At 39.0% G+C, this 18,190-nt stretch carries 9 protein-coding genes and 1 tRNA gene; 7 read left to right on the forward strand and 3 right to left on the reverse strand.

The features are described 5' to 3' along the window. Positions 1–131: 131 nt before the first annotated feature. Positions 132–1,505, reverse strand: coding sequence for a dipeptidase (locus KDN43_RS05055; RefSeq protein ID WP_238868579.1), 1,374 nt, complete (start codon positions 1,503–1,505; stop codon positions 132–134). Positions 1,506–1,694: 189 nt separating this feature from the next. Here KDN43_RS05055 and KDN43_RS05060 point away from each other — a divergent pair, with 189 nt between their 5' ends. The 3 genes from KDN43_RS05060 to KDN43_RS05070 all read left to right on the forward strand — a co-directional run bounded on the left by KDN43_RS05060 (position 1,695) and on the right by KDN43_RS05070 (position 6,734). After that, complete coding sequence (locus tag KDN43_RS05060) at positions 1,695–3,755, forward strand: hypothetical protein (RefSeq protein ID WP_238868580.1); 2,061 nt, start codon at positions 1,695–1,697, stop codon at positions 3,753–3,755. 237 nt (positions 3,756–3,992) lie between these two features. Next, positions 3,993–4,079: transfer RNA gene (locus tag KDN43_RS05065), tRNA-Ser, on the forward strand. A gap of 1,242 nt (positions 4,080–5,321) precedes the next feature. Beyond that, a complete protein-coding gene (locus KDN43_RS05070; RefSeq protein ID WP_238868581.1) occupies positions 5,322–6,734 on the forward strand; it encodes an alpha-L-fucosidase in 1,413 nt (470 codons plus the stop codon). Between the two features lie 416 nt (positions 6,735–7,150). Here the strand turns inward: KDN43_RS05070 and KDN43_RS05075 are convergent, their stop codons facing one another. Then, positions 7,151–7,834: a hypothetical protein gene (locus tag KDN43_RS05075; RefSeq protein WP_238868582.1), complete on the reverse strand. Its 684-nt coding sequence runs from the start codon at positions 7,832–7,834 to the stop codon at positions 7,151–7,153. Positions 7,835–7,853: 19 nt separating this feature from the next. On the opposite strand from KDN43_RS05075, the gene tnpC reads away from it, so the two are divergent. Both tnpC and KDN43_RS05085 read left to right on the forward strand, forming a co-directional pair. Further along, on the forward strand, positions 7,854–8,939 hold the full coding sequence (gene tnpC / locus KDN43_RS05080; protein ID WP_256448722.1) for an IS66 family transposase: 1,086 nt from the start codon (positions 7,854–7,856) through the stop codon (positions 8,937–8,939). Between the two features lie 137 nt (positions 8,940–9,076). Continuing rightward, positions 9,077–10,837, forward strand: coding sequence for an alpha-L-fucosidase (locus KDN43_RS05085; protein ID WP_238868584.1), 1,761 nt, complete (start codon positions 9,077–9,079; stop codon positions 10,835–10,837). Between the two features lie 200 nt (positions 10,838–11,037). Here KDN43_RS05085 and KDN43_RS05090 read toward each other — a convergent pair whose 3' ends face one another. Then, positions 11,038–12,039, reverse strand: a complete 1,002-nt coding sequence (locus tag KDN43_RS05090; protein WP_238868585.1) for a LacI family DNA-binding transcriptional regulator — start codon at positions 12,037–12,039, stop codon at positions 11,038–11,040. Between the two features lie 1,008 nt (positions 12,040–13,047). Between KDN43_RS05090 and KDN43_RS05095 the strand changes: the two genes are divergently transcribed. Both KDN43_RS05095 and KDN43_RS05100 read left to right on the forward strand, forming a co-directional pair. Next, the gene (locus KDN43_RS05095; RefSeq protein WP_238868586.1) at positions 13,048–16,251 is read left to right on the forward strand and encodes a SusC/RagA family TonB-linked outer membrane protein; all 3,204 of its coding nucleotides are present in this window, start codon (positions 13,048–13,050) and stop codon (positions 16,249–16,251) included. 12 nt (positions 16,252–16,263) lie between these two features. Beyond that, positions 16,264–18,177, forward strand: a complete 1,914-nt coding sequence (locus KDN43_RS05100; RefSeq protein WP_238868587.1) for a RagB/SusD family nutrient uptake outer membrane protein — start codon at positions 16,264–16,266, stop codon at positions 18,175–18,177. Positions 18,178–18,190 lie beyond the last annotated feature (13 nt).

The raw sequence follows: 18,190 nt of genomic DNA on the forward strand, positions 1-18,190 counted from the left end.
TTCATTGTGAGAATGGTTTTGCTTAGTCAGGGTGTTAAAAATATTTTCGATCAGCCCGGTTGTCGTTGTTTCGGAATAGAAACCATAAACATTCACCAATACTCCTTTTAAATAGTTTTATGAAAAGTGGGCTATTTTTTCATCTCCTCTGCGAAGTATTTATAGAACAGAGGTATAGTCCTTATTCCATTGTAGAATTGCTCAAGCGGGAAGTTCTCGTTGGGCGAGTGAATTGCATCGGACCCGAGCCCAAAGCCCATCAGTACCGATTTTATTCCGAGAATCTCTTCAAAAGCGGCAATGATTGGGATGCTGCCACCTGAACGTACTGGCACCGGCTCTTTCCCGTAGATTTCCCTGTAGGCTTTTTCGGCTGCCTGATATGCCGGTAAATCAATGGGACAAACATAGGAGGGGCCTCCGTGTAGATACTCCACCTTCACCTTTACCGATTTTGGTGCTATTCCCTCGAAATATTTCACGAAAAGCTTAGCTATCTTGTTGTGGTCCTGGTTGGGCACCAGTCGTGTGCTGATCTTGGCATAAGCTTTTGAGGGCAAGACAGTTTTTGCCCCCTCCCCAGTATAGCCGCCCCATATACCACATACGTCAAATGAAGGGCGAATACCGGTACGCTCACTGGTGGTATACCCTTTTTCGCCGGACAGCTCCTTCACATCGAGCGACCTTTTATACTCTTCAGCAGAGAATGGAGCTTTTGCCATCATTGAGCGTTCTTTTCGAGAGACCTCCACCACATCGTCGTAGAATCCGGGAATCAAGATCCGCCCTTCATCATCAACAGTCTGGGCAATCATTTTTGAAAGCACATTGATAGGGTTAGCAACAGCTCCGCCGAAAATACCGGAGTGAAGGTCCACATTTGGCCCCGTTACTTCTACCTGCCAGTAGGCAAGTCCCCGGAGGCCGGTAGTAATGGAGGGGACATCCGGTGCTATCATAGAAGTATCGGAGACTAGTATAACATCAGCTTGCAGCATCTTCTTGTTTTTTTTGCAGAATTCGGGAAGACTGGGAGAGCCTATTTCTTCCTCACCTTCGATAAGGAACTTCACATTACATTCCAGCCTGCCTGATTGCACGAGATATTCAAAGGCCTTGGCGTGCATGAACGACTGTCCTTTGTCGTCATCGGCACCACGCGCCCAAACCTTTCCATCCTTTACCACCGGCTCAAAAGGATTGGTCTTCCATGATCCTATCGGATCAACAGGCATCACATCCATATGGGCGTAGACCATTACAGTGGGTGCATTTTTGCTGATAATTTTCTCCCCGTAGGTAACAGGGTTTCCTCCGGTTTCCATAACCTCGGCCTTGTCGGCTCCTGCAGCCAGAAGGAGTTCTTTCCACTTTTCTGCAACCCGGTACATATCGGGTTTGTGCTCTGGCAGTGAAGAGACCGAAGGGATGCGGATAAGCTCAAAAAGCTCGTCCATAAAACGTTTTTTGTGTGTTTCTATGTACTTGTCTATTTCATTCATATTATTTCGGTTTTACTATTTAGTGTAAAACTATAAAAAAATTGAGAGCGTTGCAATAGAATTGCCTATTTTCAACTGTTTTTTCATTTGTCTGGAAAAAACTTGTAAATTTGTTTATTAAAAATTATAACGGGGGAAAACAGTGCAATAGTTCGTTCATAACTGTACCCTTAAAAAACACCAGGAATAATGAAAAAAATCCTTTTCACTACCATCATGTTACTTCTTGCCGGATTAGCGGCATGCAGTACCAACACGAAAGATAAGACAGATATGAAAAACGCTGACTTTATAACTGATTCACAGATAGGCAATGTTACGAAACAGTTGAAAGATTCACTTGGCGAGCCACACTCTTTCCGTATTGAACGGGGTGTAAAGCAAGTAGCTGGTCTGTGGCGGGAGCCGGACGGCACTGTGGACGATTTTGCCCGCTTCTGTAAAAGCTCTTTTGTGGCCGATAAGGAGCAGTTGGCATCACTTTTCAACACTCTGGAACGAAATTTAGAGGTAATCAACGGCTATTTTCACAAGATGGATGTGATGCTTAAAGCACCTCTGCAGCTCGAAGGGCCTGAGATCACTCCAGTGGATATGATGTTCGGCAGTTACGACGCAGCAGCTCATCTGACGGATGATCTTTATACCAACAGGATAGCTTTTATTACAGCATTGAATTTTCCGTTTTACTCGTTGGAAGAAAAGAGCGAGCTTGGGGAAAAGTGGACACGGCAAGAGTGGGCGTATGCACGTATGGGAGACAAGTTTATTTCGAGAGTCCCCGCAACTGTTAAGCAAGAAATCTCAAAGACTCTTACAGAAGCTGATACCTATATTTCAGATTACAATATTTACATGGGGAATTTGAGGAATATTAAGGATGAACAACTCTTTCCAGATGACATGAAACTGATATCTCACTGGGGATTACGCGATGAGTTGAAATCGAATTATGCAGACAAAGAGGGAGGTATTGAAAAGCAGCGGATTATCTATACTGTGATGCAACGTATAATTGATCAGTCCATTCCATTGCAGATTATTAACAGCGATACCTATACATGGAGGCCTGAGACGAACGATGTTTTTGAAGGGAAAGAAAAGGTCTCTTCCACTCCTGAAGAGACTAAGAGATATGAGGTGTTCCTGAAGAATTTTCATGCTATGAGTCAGCTTGATGTCTATTCTCCGCATTATCCCACTCAGCTTGCACGGGCTTTCGATGCTTCCATGGAGATCCCTCAGAAAGATGTGGAGGAGTTGTTCAAAGGATTGCTCTCTTCACCGCAGGTTAAAGAGGTGGCGTCATTCATCGAGTCGAGGCTTGGACGGAAGTTGGAACCTTTTGACATCTGGTATAACGGGTTTAAAGCTCGTGGTAGCATTTCCGAAGAACAGCTCTCTTCAATCACCTCCGAGAAATACCCTGATGCGAAAGCACTTGAAAAAGATCTTCCCAATATTCTCGAGAAACTTGGTTGGTCACCCGATAAGGCAAATGATATATCTTCGCTAGTAACAGTCGACTCATCACGTGGTGCCGGGCATGCATGGGGAGCTGAGATGCGCAATGATGTTGCCCGCCTTCGTACACGCATAGGACCCGGGGGGATGGATTATAAGGGTTACAACATTGCCGTTCATGAGTTTGGCCACAATGTAGAGCAGACCATTACCATGAACAATGTGGATTCCTACATGCTCAACGGTGTTCCTAACACCTCTTTTACCGAAGCTGTGGCATTTTTATTCCAAAAGCGTGATCTGGAGCTGCTTGGCCTGAAAAACCCAAATACTGAAGATGAATACTATCTCGCGTTGGATAACTTCTGGTCTAGTTACGAGATAATGGGGGTGTCGCTGGTCGATATAAAAGTATGGGAGTGGCTTTACGCTCACCCCGATGCTACACCGGCTCAGTTGAAAGAGACTGTTATTAATGCTGCAAAAGAGGTCTGGAACACATATTATGCAGGAGTATTGGGAGGAGAAGATGAGACGTTGTTGGGAATCTATTCTCACATGATCGATTACCCTCTATACCTTCCCAACTACCCGATGGGGCACCTGATCGACTTCCAGATTGAACAGCAGGTACGCGGAAAAAATCTTGCTGAAGAAGTTGAACGGATGTACACCCAGGGCAGAATAATACCGCAGTTGTGGATGAAAAATGCAGTAGGATCTCCCATCTCTATAGAGCCTCTGCTTTCATCAACAGATGATGCACTGCAGTCATTAAATAAGTAGCTTAAAATATATATCTAACTTTAGTGAACTGTTTCGTTAAGCTAAATGAGCAGAGGACAAATTTATTTGGACTATGCCATAGCGAGAAATAGTCTAACTTTAGTGAACTATTCGCATTAAGTCAAAAGAGCAGAAGCCAAGTTTACTTTTATTATTCCTTGACGAGCGAATATCTAACTTTAGTGAACTATTCGTAGCCGTAGTTTGAATAAATAATGTAATTTTGCATTGAAATAAGGAAAGATGCCGGAGTGGTCGATCGGGGCGGTCTCGAAAACCGTTGTACTCTCGCGGGTACCAAGGGTTCGAATCCCTTTCTTTCCGCAGGAAATATTAAAGGGATGGGCGGTGACGCCATAAATGTACACGGGACTTCCAGAGGGTAGCCATAAGAGTGAATGAGAACACACTATATACACGTTACATGCAGTGGCAGGTGTGGAATTAAAGTTTTTATAAACGGACGATTGCAGTAGTTGGTTCGAGTCCGCTGCCAGCTATGAGGTGATAATTATAAACAGCAGTTTTCCTACTTTGTAATCGTAATCTAAAACAGTGAGTCCACTTTAGTTAGTCGTTTTGTTAAAAATGATTTCTGATTTTCAAGTTATTATGATGTCAAATCTTCTTATTTGAGACTTTTCAAGCAGACTAAAACAATATGTTTGAAATATTCGACCGTCAGATAGTTTACGTCAAATCTACCTACTGAATGGTTTTTCGTAGCAATAACACTATAATATACTATACCTAATTTTAACAGTTTGACCGGAACAAATACCCGTTCTTCCTTAAACAGATCATCAAAGTTCTTATTGAAAACAACTGCTTCGAAAACTGTAGGGATACAGATGAAGATATACTTGAGGAAAATTCGGCAAAAGATCCGGTAACGGAGAAAAAATCCATAACATAAATTATCATTGAGATAATTTGTAAAAAATAAGAACATGATTTTTTGCATATAAAAAAATAATATTTATCTTTGCAATGCACACGTGTGCATCTTTATTTTAATTTCATTTACTTACTTTACGAAAAGAGGATTTCATTTAGTATTTTAGTGATATTAACACGAGGGTAATTACTTCACAATTATGCGAGTGCGGAGTTAAAAAATGAAATAGAGTAGATCATTACCAATTATTTTTAACATGTGCAAGCAGACCGATAGTTGATTTGGCTCTCAACTTAATTGATTATATTTATAAATAGTTGTGTTTTCGTTGTAACAACCGTTTCCCTAAAGCTTGTATTTTAATAAGATACTACTGGCGTCGATTTGTTTTATAATGCAATGTGAAGAATAGCACAAATAGTTTTTTTTGAATAAAATAAATAATTGCGAAAGTTTTAAAAAATGACGAATTTGATCAATGACAAACCAAAAATATATTGAAAATTGACAAAAACAGAATTATTAAGAAAAACAGGATTGTATCAAATCATGATTAATTTAAACGAATTGGGGAAATTTACAAAATTAATATCACCGGAAGTTGATCAATAACGAAATTTAAACAGTTCAAAATTTGGATAAAATATTTAATGACATTCTTATGTAATATGAATTTTCATTTTTCACAATCAATTGTAGCAATTCTTGCTTTATCTACTTTTCTGTCTTCATGTAATTCCCATTTTAGAGAATGGGAACGAGCAGCAAATGACCCATCGGCTGCACATTTGGCAAAACCAACAAAAGTACAGTATGAATGGCAGGAAATGGAACGAGGAATGTTTATACAGTTAGATCCTGCAACTATACAAGAACGTGAATATGATGATGGCAGCACACCATTAAAAGATATTCGTTTTGAAAAGTTAGATGTAAATGAGTGGGTAAAAGCTGCGAAAGCATGGGGAGCAGAAGAAATTATTTTTATGCTGGCTCATAGTGGTGGCTTTTGTATGTGGCCTAGCGCAACCACTCAATATCATATTGGAAATACATCCTATAAAGGCGGTAATGGCGATGTAGTAAAAGAATTTGGAGAAGCTTGTAGACAAAATGGATTGAACATGGGCTTTTATTGCTGGTCTCCACACCCCGAAGAAGAAGCGGAAGACAACAACACGGTGACATATACTAAAATAGATAAAGTAAGTACCCGTAAGGAAGCAGATCAAATTTTACATACGCGTATTCGTGAAATAGTAGAACGATTAGGCAGTGACCACATTACAGAAATATGGATTGACCAGCCCATTAATGCTCATCTTGGAGACATATTGAAAGAATTATTGCCAAATGCTGTGGTTGCTGCTGTTGGTTGTCACGATCCATTACCTACGGTGCGTTGGCCCGGAAATGAAAAGGGAGTTGTGTCAGACCCCTGTTGGTCAGTAACTACATTAGAACGGATGAACCGTGTTTTTGAAACTCAGTTTGAAGCAGATGCTAACCAAACACAAGATGCGGATAATCCCGACGGTGATTACTGGGCTCCACATGAAGCTGATGTTCCTTTGCACAATCATTTTTGGCACATGAGGCCTGAAGCACTAAAACACCGTCGTAGTGTAAATGAATTGATGGAATGTTATATCAAGTCCGTAGGACGTAACAGCTTTCTCCTGCTGAATTGTGCTCCTCAAGCCGATGGGAGTATTCATCCTGACGATATGGAACGTTATAAAGAATTTGGAGTTGAGATAGAAAGGACCTTCGGGCATCCTATTGCTGTATTGGATAAAGAAGTTGGTAATGAACATTGTCTGAACCTACCGGTTCCCACACATGTAACTTATACAGATGTATGGGAGGCTTATAATTACGGACAGCGTATTCGCTCATATGTAATTGAAGGATTTGATGTAGACAAGAAATGTTGGATAGAATTGGCATCCGGAACATCCGTAGGGCGCAGAAAAATTGATCCGATACCAGATTGTCCATTAATTGATAAAGTTAGATTGAAAGTAAAGCAAAGTGTGGGTATACCTATGTTGAGGAAAATCATGGTACATACAAAATGAACAAATCATGTGAGAAAAACTATCTTGCCCGTCTACAAAGATATTTAAAAGAAAAGTATCTGGTGATGTGTTTTTATTCCCTTGGAGCCACTGCATTGAGGAAGGGGTTGATTGTTTAGATACATATACTCTCTTTGTACAAAATTTGGAAGAGAATCTGCTGCAAGACCATGTACATCCTTCTCTCGTTGGCTATATTTTAGTGGTATTATTCCTTTATAATTATCTAAATATTAAAGAAATTAGAAACTAAACCATTCATTTGTCTTGCATGTGGAATAACTCAATTTTTTGACAATCAAATGTGAGAATATGATTATATTTTTTGTAACTACTCAGGTGCCCTTTTTCTGACCAATGATGAAGAATGTCGCAGGGTTGTCGAGATCCTGTTGTAACTTTTTTTGAATTTTTCCTCATGCCGCTATCCATGGATTGAAATTGTTATATATCAGCTTGTTGAGGGATATTTGGAGGGTATTGCAGGGCTCCAAAAATTTTTGGAATGACCCTCCGGGATAAGAGGCGCAGGTCTCGCCAAAACGCCTGGGAACAGCCTTTAATCCATTGATGCCCAAATCATTATATTTGCACATGTCCATTATTTTTTCGACCTTTGTGGAGGTATGAAAAAGAACTTTAATACAGGACTTGGAAAGAGTGTCGAGGCAGACCGGGTAAAGCTCTCCCGGCGGCGCAGGCAGATCCTTCGGGAACTCGGCCTTTGCGAAGAGCTTGACTCCACAGAACTGGCAGAGCGGCTGCTGGTGCAGGCGAAGATCAACAGGGCTCTTGTCAAAACCCTTGAGGAGAAGGACAGGGAACTTGCGCGGATGGATCTTATTCTTTCTGTCCGTGACAGTGAAATAAAAGTCAAAGAGGCTCGTATAGCCGAGCTTGCATCCCGTGTTGCCGAACACGGGGGTGGCAGGAAACCCGTCATCAAGACCAGCACGAACAGCAGCGTTCCGCCCTCCGGGAATCCAATTGGCATCCGGCATACACAGTCCCGGCGCAAGCCTTCCGGCAGGAAGTCCGGTGGGCAGAAAGGCCATTCGGGGAGCACCCTGCTCCAATCCGAGAATGTAACGGAAACCCAACAGTGGTACCCCCGTCCCGGTGTGTCCAGAATGTGAAAAGCCGCTGGAGATGGATTCTGCGATCGTCTGCGCCACACGCCAGGTGGTGGACATTCCGCTTCCGGTTGCGGCCACGGTTGTGAACCACATGACGATGCAGGTCAAGTGCTCCTGTGGGCATTGCTGCAAGGGACAGTTCCCGGAAGAGGTGAACGCTCCCGTATCCTTCGGCCCCAACATCATGGCGATGACATCCTACCTCAGCACTTACCAAAATGTTCCGTTCAAGCGACTCACCCATCTGTACGAGACCATCTTCGGACTCCACATCAGTGAAGGCTCTGTATCGAACATGCTGAACGCCATGCGGAAATTCTCCAAAACGCCCTACGAAATGATACGTCAGAAAGTTGCAGGTGGAAAGGTTGCCGGGGCGGACGAGACCGGGATCAACGTGAACGGGAAAAACAACTGGCTCTGGGCTTTCCAGAATACCGTGGCCACCTTCCTCGCCTTTGGCAGCAGCAGAAGCCATCATGTCATCAACAAGCACTTTACCCGGGAAGAACGGGGTAATAAGGTATGGGTCACTGACCGGCTTCCGGCTTACTTCATGGGAGAGGTGGGGATGGAGGATCACCAGATATGTATTGCCCATCTGTTGCGGAACCTCACCTACACGATGCAGGCCTTTCCGGATGATCCATGGAGCCTCGACATGCTCGACTTGCTGCGGGACTCCGTCCATCATCGCAATGAAAATGACATTGGAGAAGCGGTCAGGAAAGATATGGAAGAAAGACTGGACAAACTGCTCGAAAGGCCTCCGGTTTACACGAAAGAAGAAGGGGGGAATACCGAACTTGACAAACTCAAAAAAGGCATTGCCAAACACCGGGACTATATCTTTACCTTCCTCGCCAATCCAGCTGTTCCTCCCACGAACAACGACTCCGAGAAGGCATTGAGACCGGCCAAGACCAAATTGAAAGTCAGCGGGTGCTTCCGCTCCGAGGAAGGAGCCGGGAACTATGCTACCGTTGCCTCCGTCATCCAAACAGCGGTCAAGAACGGACAGAACCCCTATGAGGTCCTTCGGGTTATTGCATCCCTTGCTAAAGCGTAGTTTCGAGTATAGCATAGTTATTGACGAGTAGTCAGGACTCTCTGTCTATGACAGGGGGTACCTGAGTAGTTACTATTTTTTTCGATATTAAATAAAACTACTATTTATAAATTCATTTTTTAATTTTATAGTGTATTATGAAAAAGAATTTTTTATTGGCAAGCTTGACGCTGTTGTTTCCATTGATTTGCCTGGGTATTGATATTAAAATCAATAATTTTCAAGAATTAGGCAATATTTATACGGAAGCTACTCGTACATTGAACGAAGTACACTCATCTGCTGACTGGACAAATGCACTCCGGACATTGGAAGAACTTCAAAAGAAATGTGAGGACAATCCGGCATTGCAGGCAGTGTTACGATTGACTTATACAACCTGTCCTCAAAATTTGAAATCTGAATATGAGCAAGCATTGAAGTTGCAATCGGAAATGCAAGATGCTGTCAAACGTTTGTCTATGGCTGGAAATCTTCAATCTTTAGATATTGCAACCAAAGTGAACTCATTTGTCAAATCGGTATATTTGCAAGAGCTTGTATATGATGAGCGTATAGGTGAAGAAGGTGCTCCTTATGAAACCAAAGAACAACGTGATGCAAGAATGAAATGGTGGAGAGATGGCAAATTTGGGATGTTTATTCATTATGGGCTTTATTCTGGCTTAGCAGGTGAATTCCAGGGAGAAAAATATGAAGGATGTGTTGAGTGGATTCAAATGCAGTCTGGTGCAGATTTTGAAACTTATAAAAAAGAGGCAATGCCTCGTTTCAATCCTAAATCTGGAATGGCAGAGAAATGGGTAAAACTGGCAAAAGAAGCCGGATGTACTTATACGGTACTGACAAGTCGTCATCACGAAGGCTTCAATATGTTTGATACACCACATTATGATTTCAATGTAAAGAATAAAAAAGGTATAGACATCGTAAAAGAATATGCAGCTGCATGCGAAAAAAATAATATAAAAGCTGGATATTATTTTTCTCTGTTAGACTGGAATCATCCTGATTATGATCCTACTAATTCTGGCATTTCATACCCAGAAGGAAACTATGAAGCAGAAAAACAGGGAAAACGTCATTTTGGAAACCATGAGAAATACAAGGAATATCTATTTAATACTTTCAATAATTTAATCAACCAATATAAAGTGGATTTGATTTGGTGGGATTTCAGCCAACCCAAATTTCAGGGAGATTATGCATGGGGGGCAACCCGCTTAATGAAATCCTTATTCGAAAAACACCCAAAAGCAATTCAAAACAATCGTCTTTATCATTCTGACAACCATCTGAGTGAAGGAGGAATAAAAGTTACCCCCACTTGGAAAGGTGATTATTCTACTGCTGAACATCATGTCCCGGCTACAGGCATTGATGGTGATTGGGAAGCCTGTCAAACATTGAATGGAACTTGGGGGTATTCATCTTTTAACCAAAAATGGAAGTCTGCTGATGAACTTATTCATGAACTGATAGATGTAGTAAGTAGAGGGGGAAATTTCCTTTTGAATATTGGCCCTGAGCCTGACGGTTCCATACCCGAAGAGAGTGTGGAAATTTTCAAGACAATTGGAAAATGGATGAAAGTAAATGGCGATGCCATCTACGGAACCAGAGCTAATCCTTTCGACAAAGAGTTTCAATGGGGACGAGTGACTCGCAAAGGTGATAATAAATTATATCTCATTCTTTACTCCGAACCTGAAAATGGGAAAATAGAAATACCCTGCTCTTTTGAAAAAGGGGTGGTTAAAGCACATTTACTACAGAACGGGAAAAAAGTAAAATTATCACAGTTCAATGACAAGAACCAATGCATATTAGACGTAAGTCATGTCCGTATAGAACAACCTGCAACAGTTATAGAGTTAACAGGGAAATGGAAGTTGTAAAATATATTAATTCATATTATTAATGTATTATTAAAGCAGAAAACTAGTTGGGAATGTAATTCAAATTGTGTGAGGAATTAAAATTATAATCAACCATTTATTGAAGATAGATTGCGTTGTATAACGTAGAAGTAAGAAGTAATGATTGGTATATAATCTGGCACAATTTGAATTACAATTCCAACCAACTTATTTGAATATTATAATGAGCTCCTTATTTTCAATTTCAATGGTAATATAACATCTTCCTTTATCTCGGTTTTTTGTTCTATCTGTTTTATGAGAAGACTGAATAGTGTTTGTGACAAGTTATCAATAGATTGAGACAAAGTTGTTAATTGCGGATCACATACAGCTCCCATTGGGTTATCATCAAAGCCAATAACAGCGACATCATCGGGAATGGTAAATCCCTTTTCTTTTAGGAAATTCATCGTTCCAATGGCAATTTCATCATTAATGCATATTATGGCATCTGGTATTTCTTTTTCTTTAAACAGTAAAGAGGCCGATTCGTATCCGTCATTGATAAATATTTGCTTCGCATTTATAGATCTATTATAAGACAAGCCTGCATCTGAAATAGCTTCATTATACCCGTTCAGCCTATCTTTAAATATTCTCATATGGCTATTAAACGAAATGTAAGCAATGTTTTTTTTATTCCGCTTTATTAATTCATCGACTACCATTCGAATTGCATGATAATTATCCAATGTAATTGTAGAATATTGAGTCTTTACCGGTACTCTGTCAAAAAAAACTAATGGAATTCCTTCTTCTTTTAATTTATCGAAATGAGCGGTTGATTTAGTTTTTAATCCCACTGAAATGGCAACGCCTGCAACACGCAAACTAATTAATGAGTTTATAATTTTTTTTTCTATATATGGGTTATCATTTGATTGGAATATCATTATCATATATCCATTATTATAAGCTAATTCAGTTATGGAAGAAATTAGCCTTGAAAAAAAATGATGCTTGAAATCAGGAATGATGAATGAAATAATTCTGCTTTGCCTATTTCTTAAATTTTGAGCTAATAGATTAGGGGTATATCCTAAATTATGAGCTTCCTGTAATACTCGGTTTCGAGTTTCTTCTTTTATTTTTTTACTGCCATGCAAAGCTCTTGATACAGTAGTGTGATGTATGCCTAACTGTTTGGCTATATCTTTTATAGTTACTTCTTTTTTCATAATCATTATTGAAACAAGGGATATATTAATGACTTTTGATATAATATCTTAAAAATAATAACATAATAACTAACTTATATATCTGACAAATATAGTGATTATATCGCAAGATAATTATAACCAGTAAATCGAAAACTTTAGTACAACGAAATTTGTAGCAAAGCTATAACAAGATTAAATCGTTTTTGTAAAATTAATTTCACATTTGATATATCGCTGTTAAATAGAATGATATACATTAATTTGCAGGAAATTCTGTGCTCACTAGCCTGCCTTAACAATATTTTACATAAAATAAGAATATTATTTTTTGCATATATAAAAATAATATTTACTTTTGCAATGCACACGTGTGCATTTTTGCTTTTAGTACATTATCAACATAAAAAATGGATTCAATTCAGTGTCTTGATGATATTTAATTATCTCAAAAAAAATAGTTGACGTAAGGTAAAACACTTATTATAAATGCATTAAACAAAATGCAACATTCACATGTCAAATACAAAAAAAGTTATTAAAAAATATTGTGCAGCCTAAGTGCATGCGCATGTATTAAAAAAATCAACAACAAATGTTGTCTGGAGTTAATTACTGTGACCTGTGGAGTATCAACAGATGAAGTTGCCTTGAAGTTGGCATTAATTTCCATCGTTATTTGGGCATATGCTTTTGCCGTGTTAAAAGAGTTGACAGGAATATTAGCTGATTTTATACTATCAATGGTCACACAGTAAAGCATGATTGATTAGGCACGTTTTAATATATAGTCGATGCTTGTGACAATGGTGTGAGTATTGAAAAAGAGATAAATGCTTCACACATAACGAATGTATATTTCAAATTTATTGATGTAATTGCCCTTTTATTTGAAGGTATACTTGGCATATGGCATTGTAATTACGTCATTGAATGATTATTAATATTTATCAAATTTTTCTATTAGAATTGCTCTAAATGTAATGTATTGTTTCACTTAAAAATTTATCACATGTAAAAATTTATCACATGAAAAAAAGCAAATTAATTATTTTTATGGTATTGTCTGCCTTTATGCAGCTCAAAGCTCACCAAGCTCCAATGAATGAGATATCCATTAGTTTGAATGCGCTATCCTCTCAACAACAATCATCAAAAGTCGAAATTAAAGGTATGGTAATAGACATCAATAATGAACCGATGATTGGTGTTAATGTATTTTATACATCGAAAGAGGGAGGGATACAAGCTGGAACATCAACTGATATGGATGGGAACTATGTTTTGCAAGTAGAAAGAGATGCTGAAGTGACATTCAGACTTATCGGATACAAAACATCGACAATACGTTTTACGGGAAACAATGCAAATGCATTTCGCGTAGTAACGATGTTTGAAGATTCAGAATTGCTTGACGAAGTTCAAATTGTAGCATTTGGCCGACAAAAGAAAGAGAGTGTCGTTAGTTCAATATCAACGATTAAGCCGGCAGAGTTGAAAATACCTTCAAGCAATTTAACCAACTCGCTTGCCGGCCGCATTTCAGGTTTGGTATCTTATCAACGTTCGGGTGAGCCGGGGGCTGACAATGCCGAATTCTTCGTTCGTGGTGTCACCAGTTTCGGTTATTCAAAATCTCCTCTTATCCTGATTGATGGTTTGGAATTAACTACTGAAGATTTAGCACGTTTGAACACCGATGATATTGAGAGTTTCTCAATACTTAAAGATGCTACATCTGCTGCTCTTTACGGTTCACGTGCTGCAAATGGTGTAATCATGGTTACCACCAAACAAGGAAGTGAAGGAAAAGCTCGTGTTTCATTTCGTGTAGAAGGTTCATTGTCTTCACCTGTAAGCAAAGTTAAAACAGTTGATCCAATTTCATATATGGAACTGTTTAATGAAGCTATTTCGACTCGTAACCCTTTGGAAAGAGCAAGGTACTCACAAATGCAAATTGATAATACCAAAGCAGGATTGAACAAAAACGTTTATCCGGCTACGGATTGGTATAATTTATTGTTCGCAGACCAAACATGGAATCAAAGATACAATATGAATATCAATGGAGGTGGTAAAGTTGCCCAATACTATATCGCAGCCAACTATAGTCATGATAACGGTAACTTGAAAGTAGATAAAAGAAACAACTTTAATCAAAACATATCTATTAATAGAGTTAATGTTCGTTCAAATATAACCATCAACATGGCCCCTACTACCAAGGTTGCAATTCGCATGAATGGCAGCTTCGATGATTACAAAGGTCCTGTTCATGATGGTACTAAAGTTTATTCTATGATTATGAAAACCAGCCCGGTTGATTATCCAGCTTATTTTGATGCTGATGCTGATCATAAATACACCAACCATATTTTGTTCGGTAACAATAATCAAGCTAATGCACTTAACCCATATGCAGAGCTGGTAAAAGGTTATAGAAACTATAGCCGCACTTTCTTATCAATGCAAGCAGAGTTAAATCAAAAATTAGATTTAATCACCAAAGGGTTGAATTTCAGATTATCGGTTAACACGAACAGAACCGGTTTCTATGAATCATCACGTCAATACAATCCATACTACTATTATGTAGATAGCTACGATAGGATTAAAGATGAATATGTCCTTTTTAACTCTAACGAGCAGACAGGTACTGAATATCTTAACTATACAAAAGGTAATGAATATAGTTTAAGTGTTGTTTATCTTGAAACTGCACTTAACTATGCCCGAGCCTTCAATGATAAACATGATGTATCAGGTCTTATGGTTTTCACTATGCGTGACGAATCAAGATCGGCAGCCTCATCATTATCTCAATCACTTCCTTATAGAAATTTAGGCCTTGCCGGACGAGCAACTTATGGTTATGACTCACGTTACTTTATTGAAGCTAACTTTGGTTACAATGCATCTGAACGTTTCCATAAATCACACCGTTGGGGTTTCTTCCCATCAGTAGGTTTTGGATGGATACTTACTAACGAAGAATTTATGAAAAATGTGAATAACAACGTCCTTTCTTTGTTAAAGTTTAAAGGAACTTATGGTAAAGTAGGTAACGAGAGAATTGGTGATGTAAACGACCGTTTCTTCTATCTTTCTAATGTTAATTTATCTGCAACTACCGGACCTGGTTTCGGTTTAAATATGAACAGGCCGATTCACAGGCCAACAACAAGCATTATACGTTATGCCAATAATAACATTGGGTGGGAAGTTGCTAATAAATTAGACTTAGGTTTCGAATTAGAACTATTCAACGATTTCGTAATTATTGCTGACTACTTCCGTGAAGATCGTAGTAATATCCTACAATCTCGTGCATCTATAACCGATGAAATTGGAGTTGAATTTCCGGATAATGTAAAGGCTAACATCGGTAAAGCATTCTCTCAAGGTTTTGATGGTTCTATCGACTACAATAAATCATTCAACAAAGATTTGTGGTTACAAGGCCGTGTTAACTTTACTTATGCCAAAGGTAAGTTTAATTTATATGAAGAACCTGAATATGCCGATGCGCCATGGTTGAGCCACATTGACCAACCTATTACACAGCAATGGGGTTATGTTGCAGAACGTTTGTTTGTTGATGAAAACGATGTGAAGAACTCACCTTCTCAATTTGGTGATTACAAGGCAGGTGATATTAAATACAAAGATATCAATGGTGACGGTGTTATCAACTTTAAAGACAGAGTGCCAATTGGATATCCTACAACTCCAGAAATAATTTACGGTTTCGGTTTATCATTAGGATACAAGAATTTTGATCTCTCGGCTTTCTTTCAAGGTTCAGGACGTTCATCATTCTGGATTGACCAAGGAGCTACTGCACCATTCGTCGCATCTTCAATGGACAATAGGATTGGCAACAACACAATGTTGAAAGCTTATGCTGATGATTACTGGTCAGAAAGTAATCAAAACATATATGCTTTGTGGCCTCGTTTGTCATCTTACGTAATTGAAAATAATAACCAAACCAGTACTTGGTTTATGCAAGACGGTTCATTTTTGCGTTTGAAATCGGTAGAAATTGGTTATACTATATCCAAAAAAATTCAGCGTAAACTACTCATCGACAACTTCCGTATCTATGTTGATGGTTCAAATCTTCTTACATTAAGCAAGTTTAAATTGTGGGATCCTGAAATGGCAGGAAATGGTTTAGGATATCCTATTCAGAGAGTTATAAATTTTGGCTTACAGATTGGATTTTAAAATAGTTTAACTATGAAACATATATCAATAATATTTAGCATTCTTATGGCAATCATGTCATTTGGCTCTTGCAGTTACCTGGATATTATTCCAGACAACGTTGCAACGCTTGATCATGCTTTTGCAGATGAAACAACTGCCGAAAGATATCTATTTACATGCTATGCCGGCCTTCCGAAAGAGCATAACGGCAATACCGATCCCGCAATGGCAGGATCATACGAATTCTGGCAAAAAGATTCTTATACAGAAATTGATGCCCCTTTTAAGACTCCTTTTAGAATTAAAGACGGGTTCCAAAATTCTAACAATCCTTATGTAGATAATTATAGAGGTACTAATGGAGGTACTCCATTGTACAAAACTATAAGGAAGTGTTATATCTTTCAAAATAACATTGATAAGGTGATTAATATTAGCGAGCTAAATAAGCAGCGCTGGATTGCTGAATCAAAAGTAATTATTGCTTATTGCTACTTCTATCTGGTACGTCAATATGGCCCGGTACCTTTGATTACTAAAGAGTATTCAATTGACTCTAGTACTGATGATATTCGTTTAAATCGTAACACAATGGACGAATGTGTCAATTTTATTGTTACTACTTTAGATGAAGCCGCTGATCATTTACCACCAGTAATTAGCAACAAATCTGAAGAGTTGGGCCGTTTTACTCAGCCTATTGCTTTGACCCTAAAAGCAAAAACTCTTTTATTGGCAGCAAGCCCATTGTTCAATGGTAATGCATACTTGGCCGACTGGACAAACCCTGATGGAAAAGCTTTATTGAGCCAATACGATGAATCAAAATGGGAAAAAGCTCGTGAAGCTGCTAAAATAGCCATTAACGCATGCCACGAAGCAGGCATAAAACTTTACAAATATGAGTCAAGTTCAATTGCTAAACCACGTAGAATGGACTTGACATTGAGAGGTGCTGTTACAAACAGAGACTGGACTGACGAGTTGATCTGGGGCAATGTTCAAGCTAACACTCATAACCTGCAAACAGGATCAATAGTTAACTTCTTAGGCGTAACAGAAGCTGCAGGGGGAGGTGTGATCTACCCAAACTTTTGCGTTACTTTAAACACAGCAAAACGTTTCTATACAGCCAACGGATTGCCAATGGAAGAAGATCCAGCATGGGCTAATAAGAAAATAACTGATTTGCGTTTACCTACAGCTGAAGAAATCGACTATGTAGCACCAAATGAAATGCAAGCAGAATTTAATCTTCAACGCGAGCCACGTTATTACTCTGCCATATCATTCAATAGGGCAAAACGCTACTCGAATGGTAACAATGGTGATAACTTCCACATTGTAAGAGGTTATAAAGGTGAATCTGCCAACAAACAAGGTTACTCCAGTGGTTGGGGAGACAAGACAGGTATGAAAGCGATGAAATTGGTTAATCCTGAAACTACTTTAACAGGTAGTGCACAAACATCTACATTTAATTATGTTCCTTATCCTTTCCCTCTATTGCGCTTAGCCGATCTTTATTTGATGTATGCTGAAGCTGCAAACGAAGCTGGCGACCCAGATGGCGATGCTATTCACTACATCGATTTGGTACGCGAGCGTGCCGGATTAAAAGGTGTTGTGGAGTCATGGAATAATTCTACCAATCCTAACAAACCAACTACTAAAGATGGTTTAAGATTGATTATCCAACAAGAACGTGATATTGAATTGGCATTCGAAGGACACAATTTCTGGGATATCCGTCGTTGGTTGAAACTTGAATCAGTGAACAACCAGCCTATCACTTGTTGGGATACTGAAGGAAAAACTCCTGAAACATTTTATACTGAAACTGTGAGAAAAAGGCCTAACTTCAAAAAGAAGGACTATTTATGGCCTATTGCTCAAGAGAGTATGGTTAAGAATCCGGCCTTAGTTCAAACAAAAGGATGGTGATAAATTAGTTAAA

Origin of the sequence: Proteiniphilum propionicum (assembly GCF_022267555.1) — a bacterium.
GTDB classification, from domain to species: domain Bacteria; phylum Bacteroidota; class Bacteroidia; order Bacteroidales; family Dysgonomonadaceae; genus Proteiniphilum; species Proteiniphilum propionicum.

Coding starts and splice junctions, on each gene's coding strand:
- KDN43_RS05055 (WP_238868579.1), bottom strand. CDS start 1,505: ATGAATGAAATAGACAAGTACATAGAAACACACAAAAAACGTTTTATG.
- KDN43_RS05090 (WP_238868585.1), bottom strand. CDS start 12,039: ATGAAAAAAGAAGTAACTATAAAAGATATAGCCAAACAGTTAGGCATA.
- KDN43_RS05095 (WP_238868586.1), top strand. CDS start 13,048: ATGAAAAAAAGCAAATTAATTATTTTTATGGTATTGTCTGCCTTTATG.
- KDN43_RS05085 (WP_238868584.1), top strand. CDS start 9,077: ATGAAAAAGAATTTTTTATTGGCAAGCTTGACGCTGTTGTTTCCATTG.
- KDN43_RS05060 (WP_238868580.1), top strand. CDS start 1,695: ATGAAAAAAATCCTTTTCACTACCATCATGTTACTTCTTGCCGGATTA.
- KDN43_RS05100 (WP_238868587.1), top strand. CDS start 16,264: ATGAAACATATATCAATAATATTTAGCATTCTTATGGCAATCATGTCA.
- KDN43_RS05070 (WP_238868581.1), top strand. CDS start 5,322: ATGAATTTTCATTTTTCACAATCAATTGTAGCAATTCTTGCTTTATCT.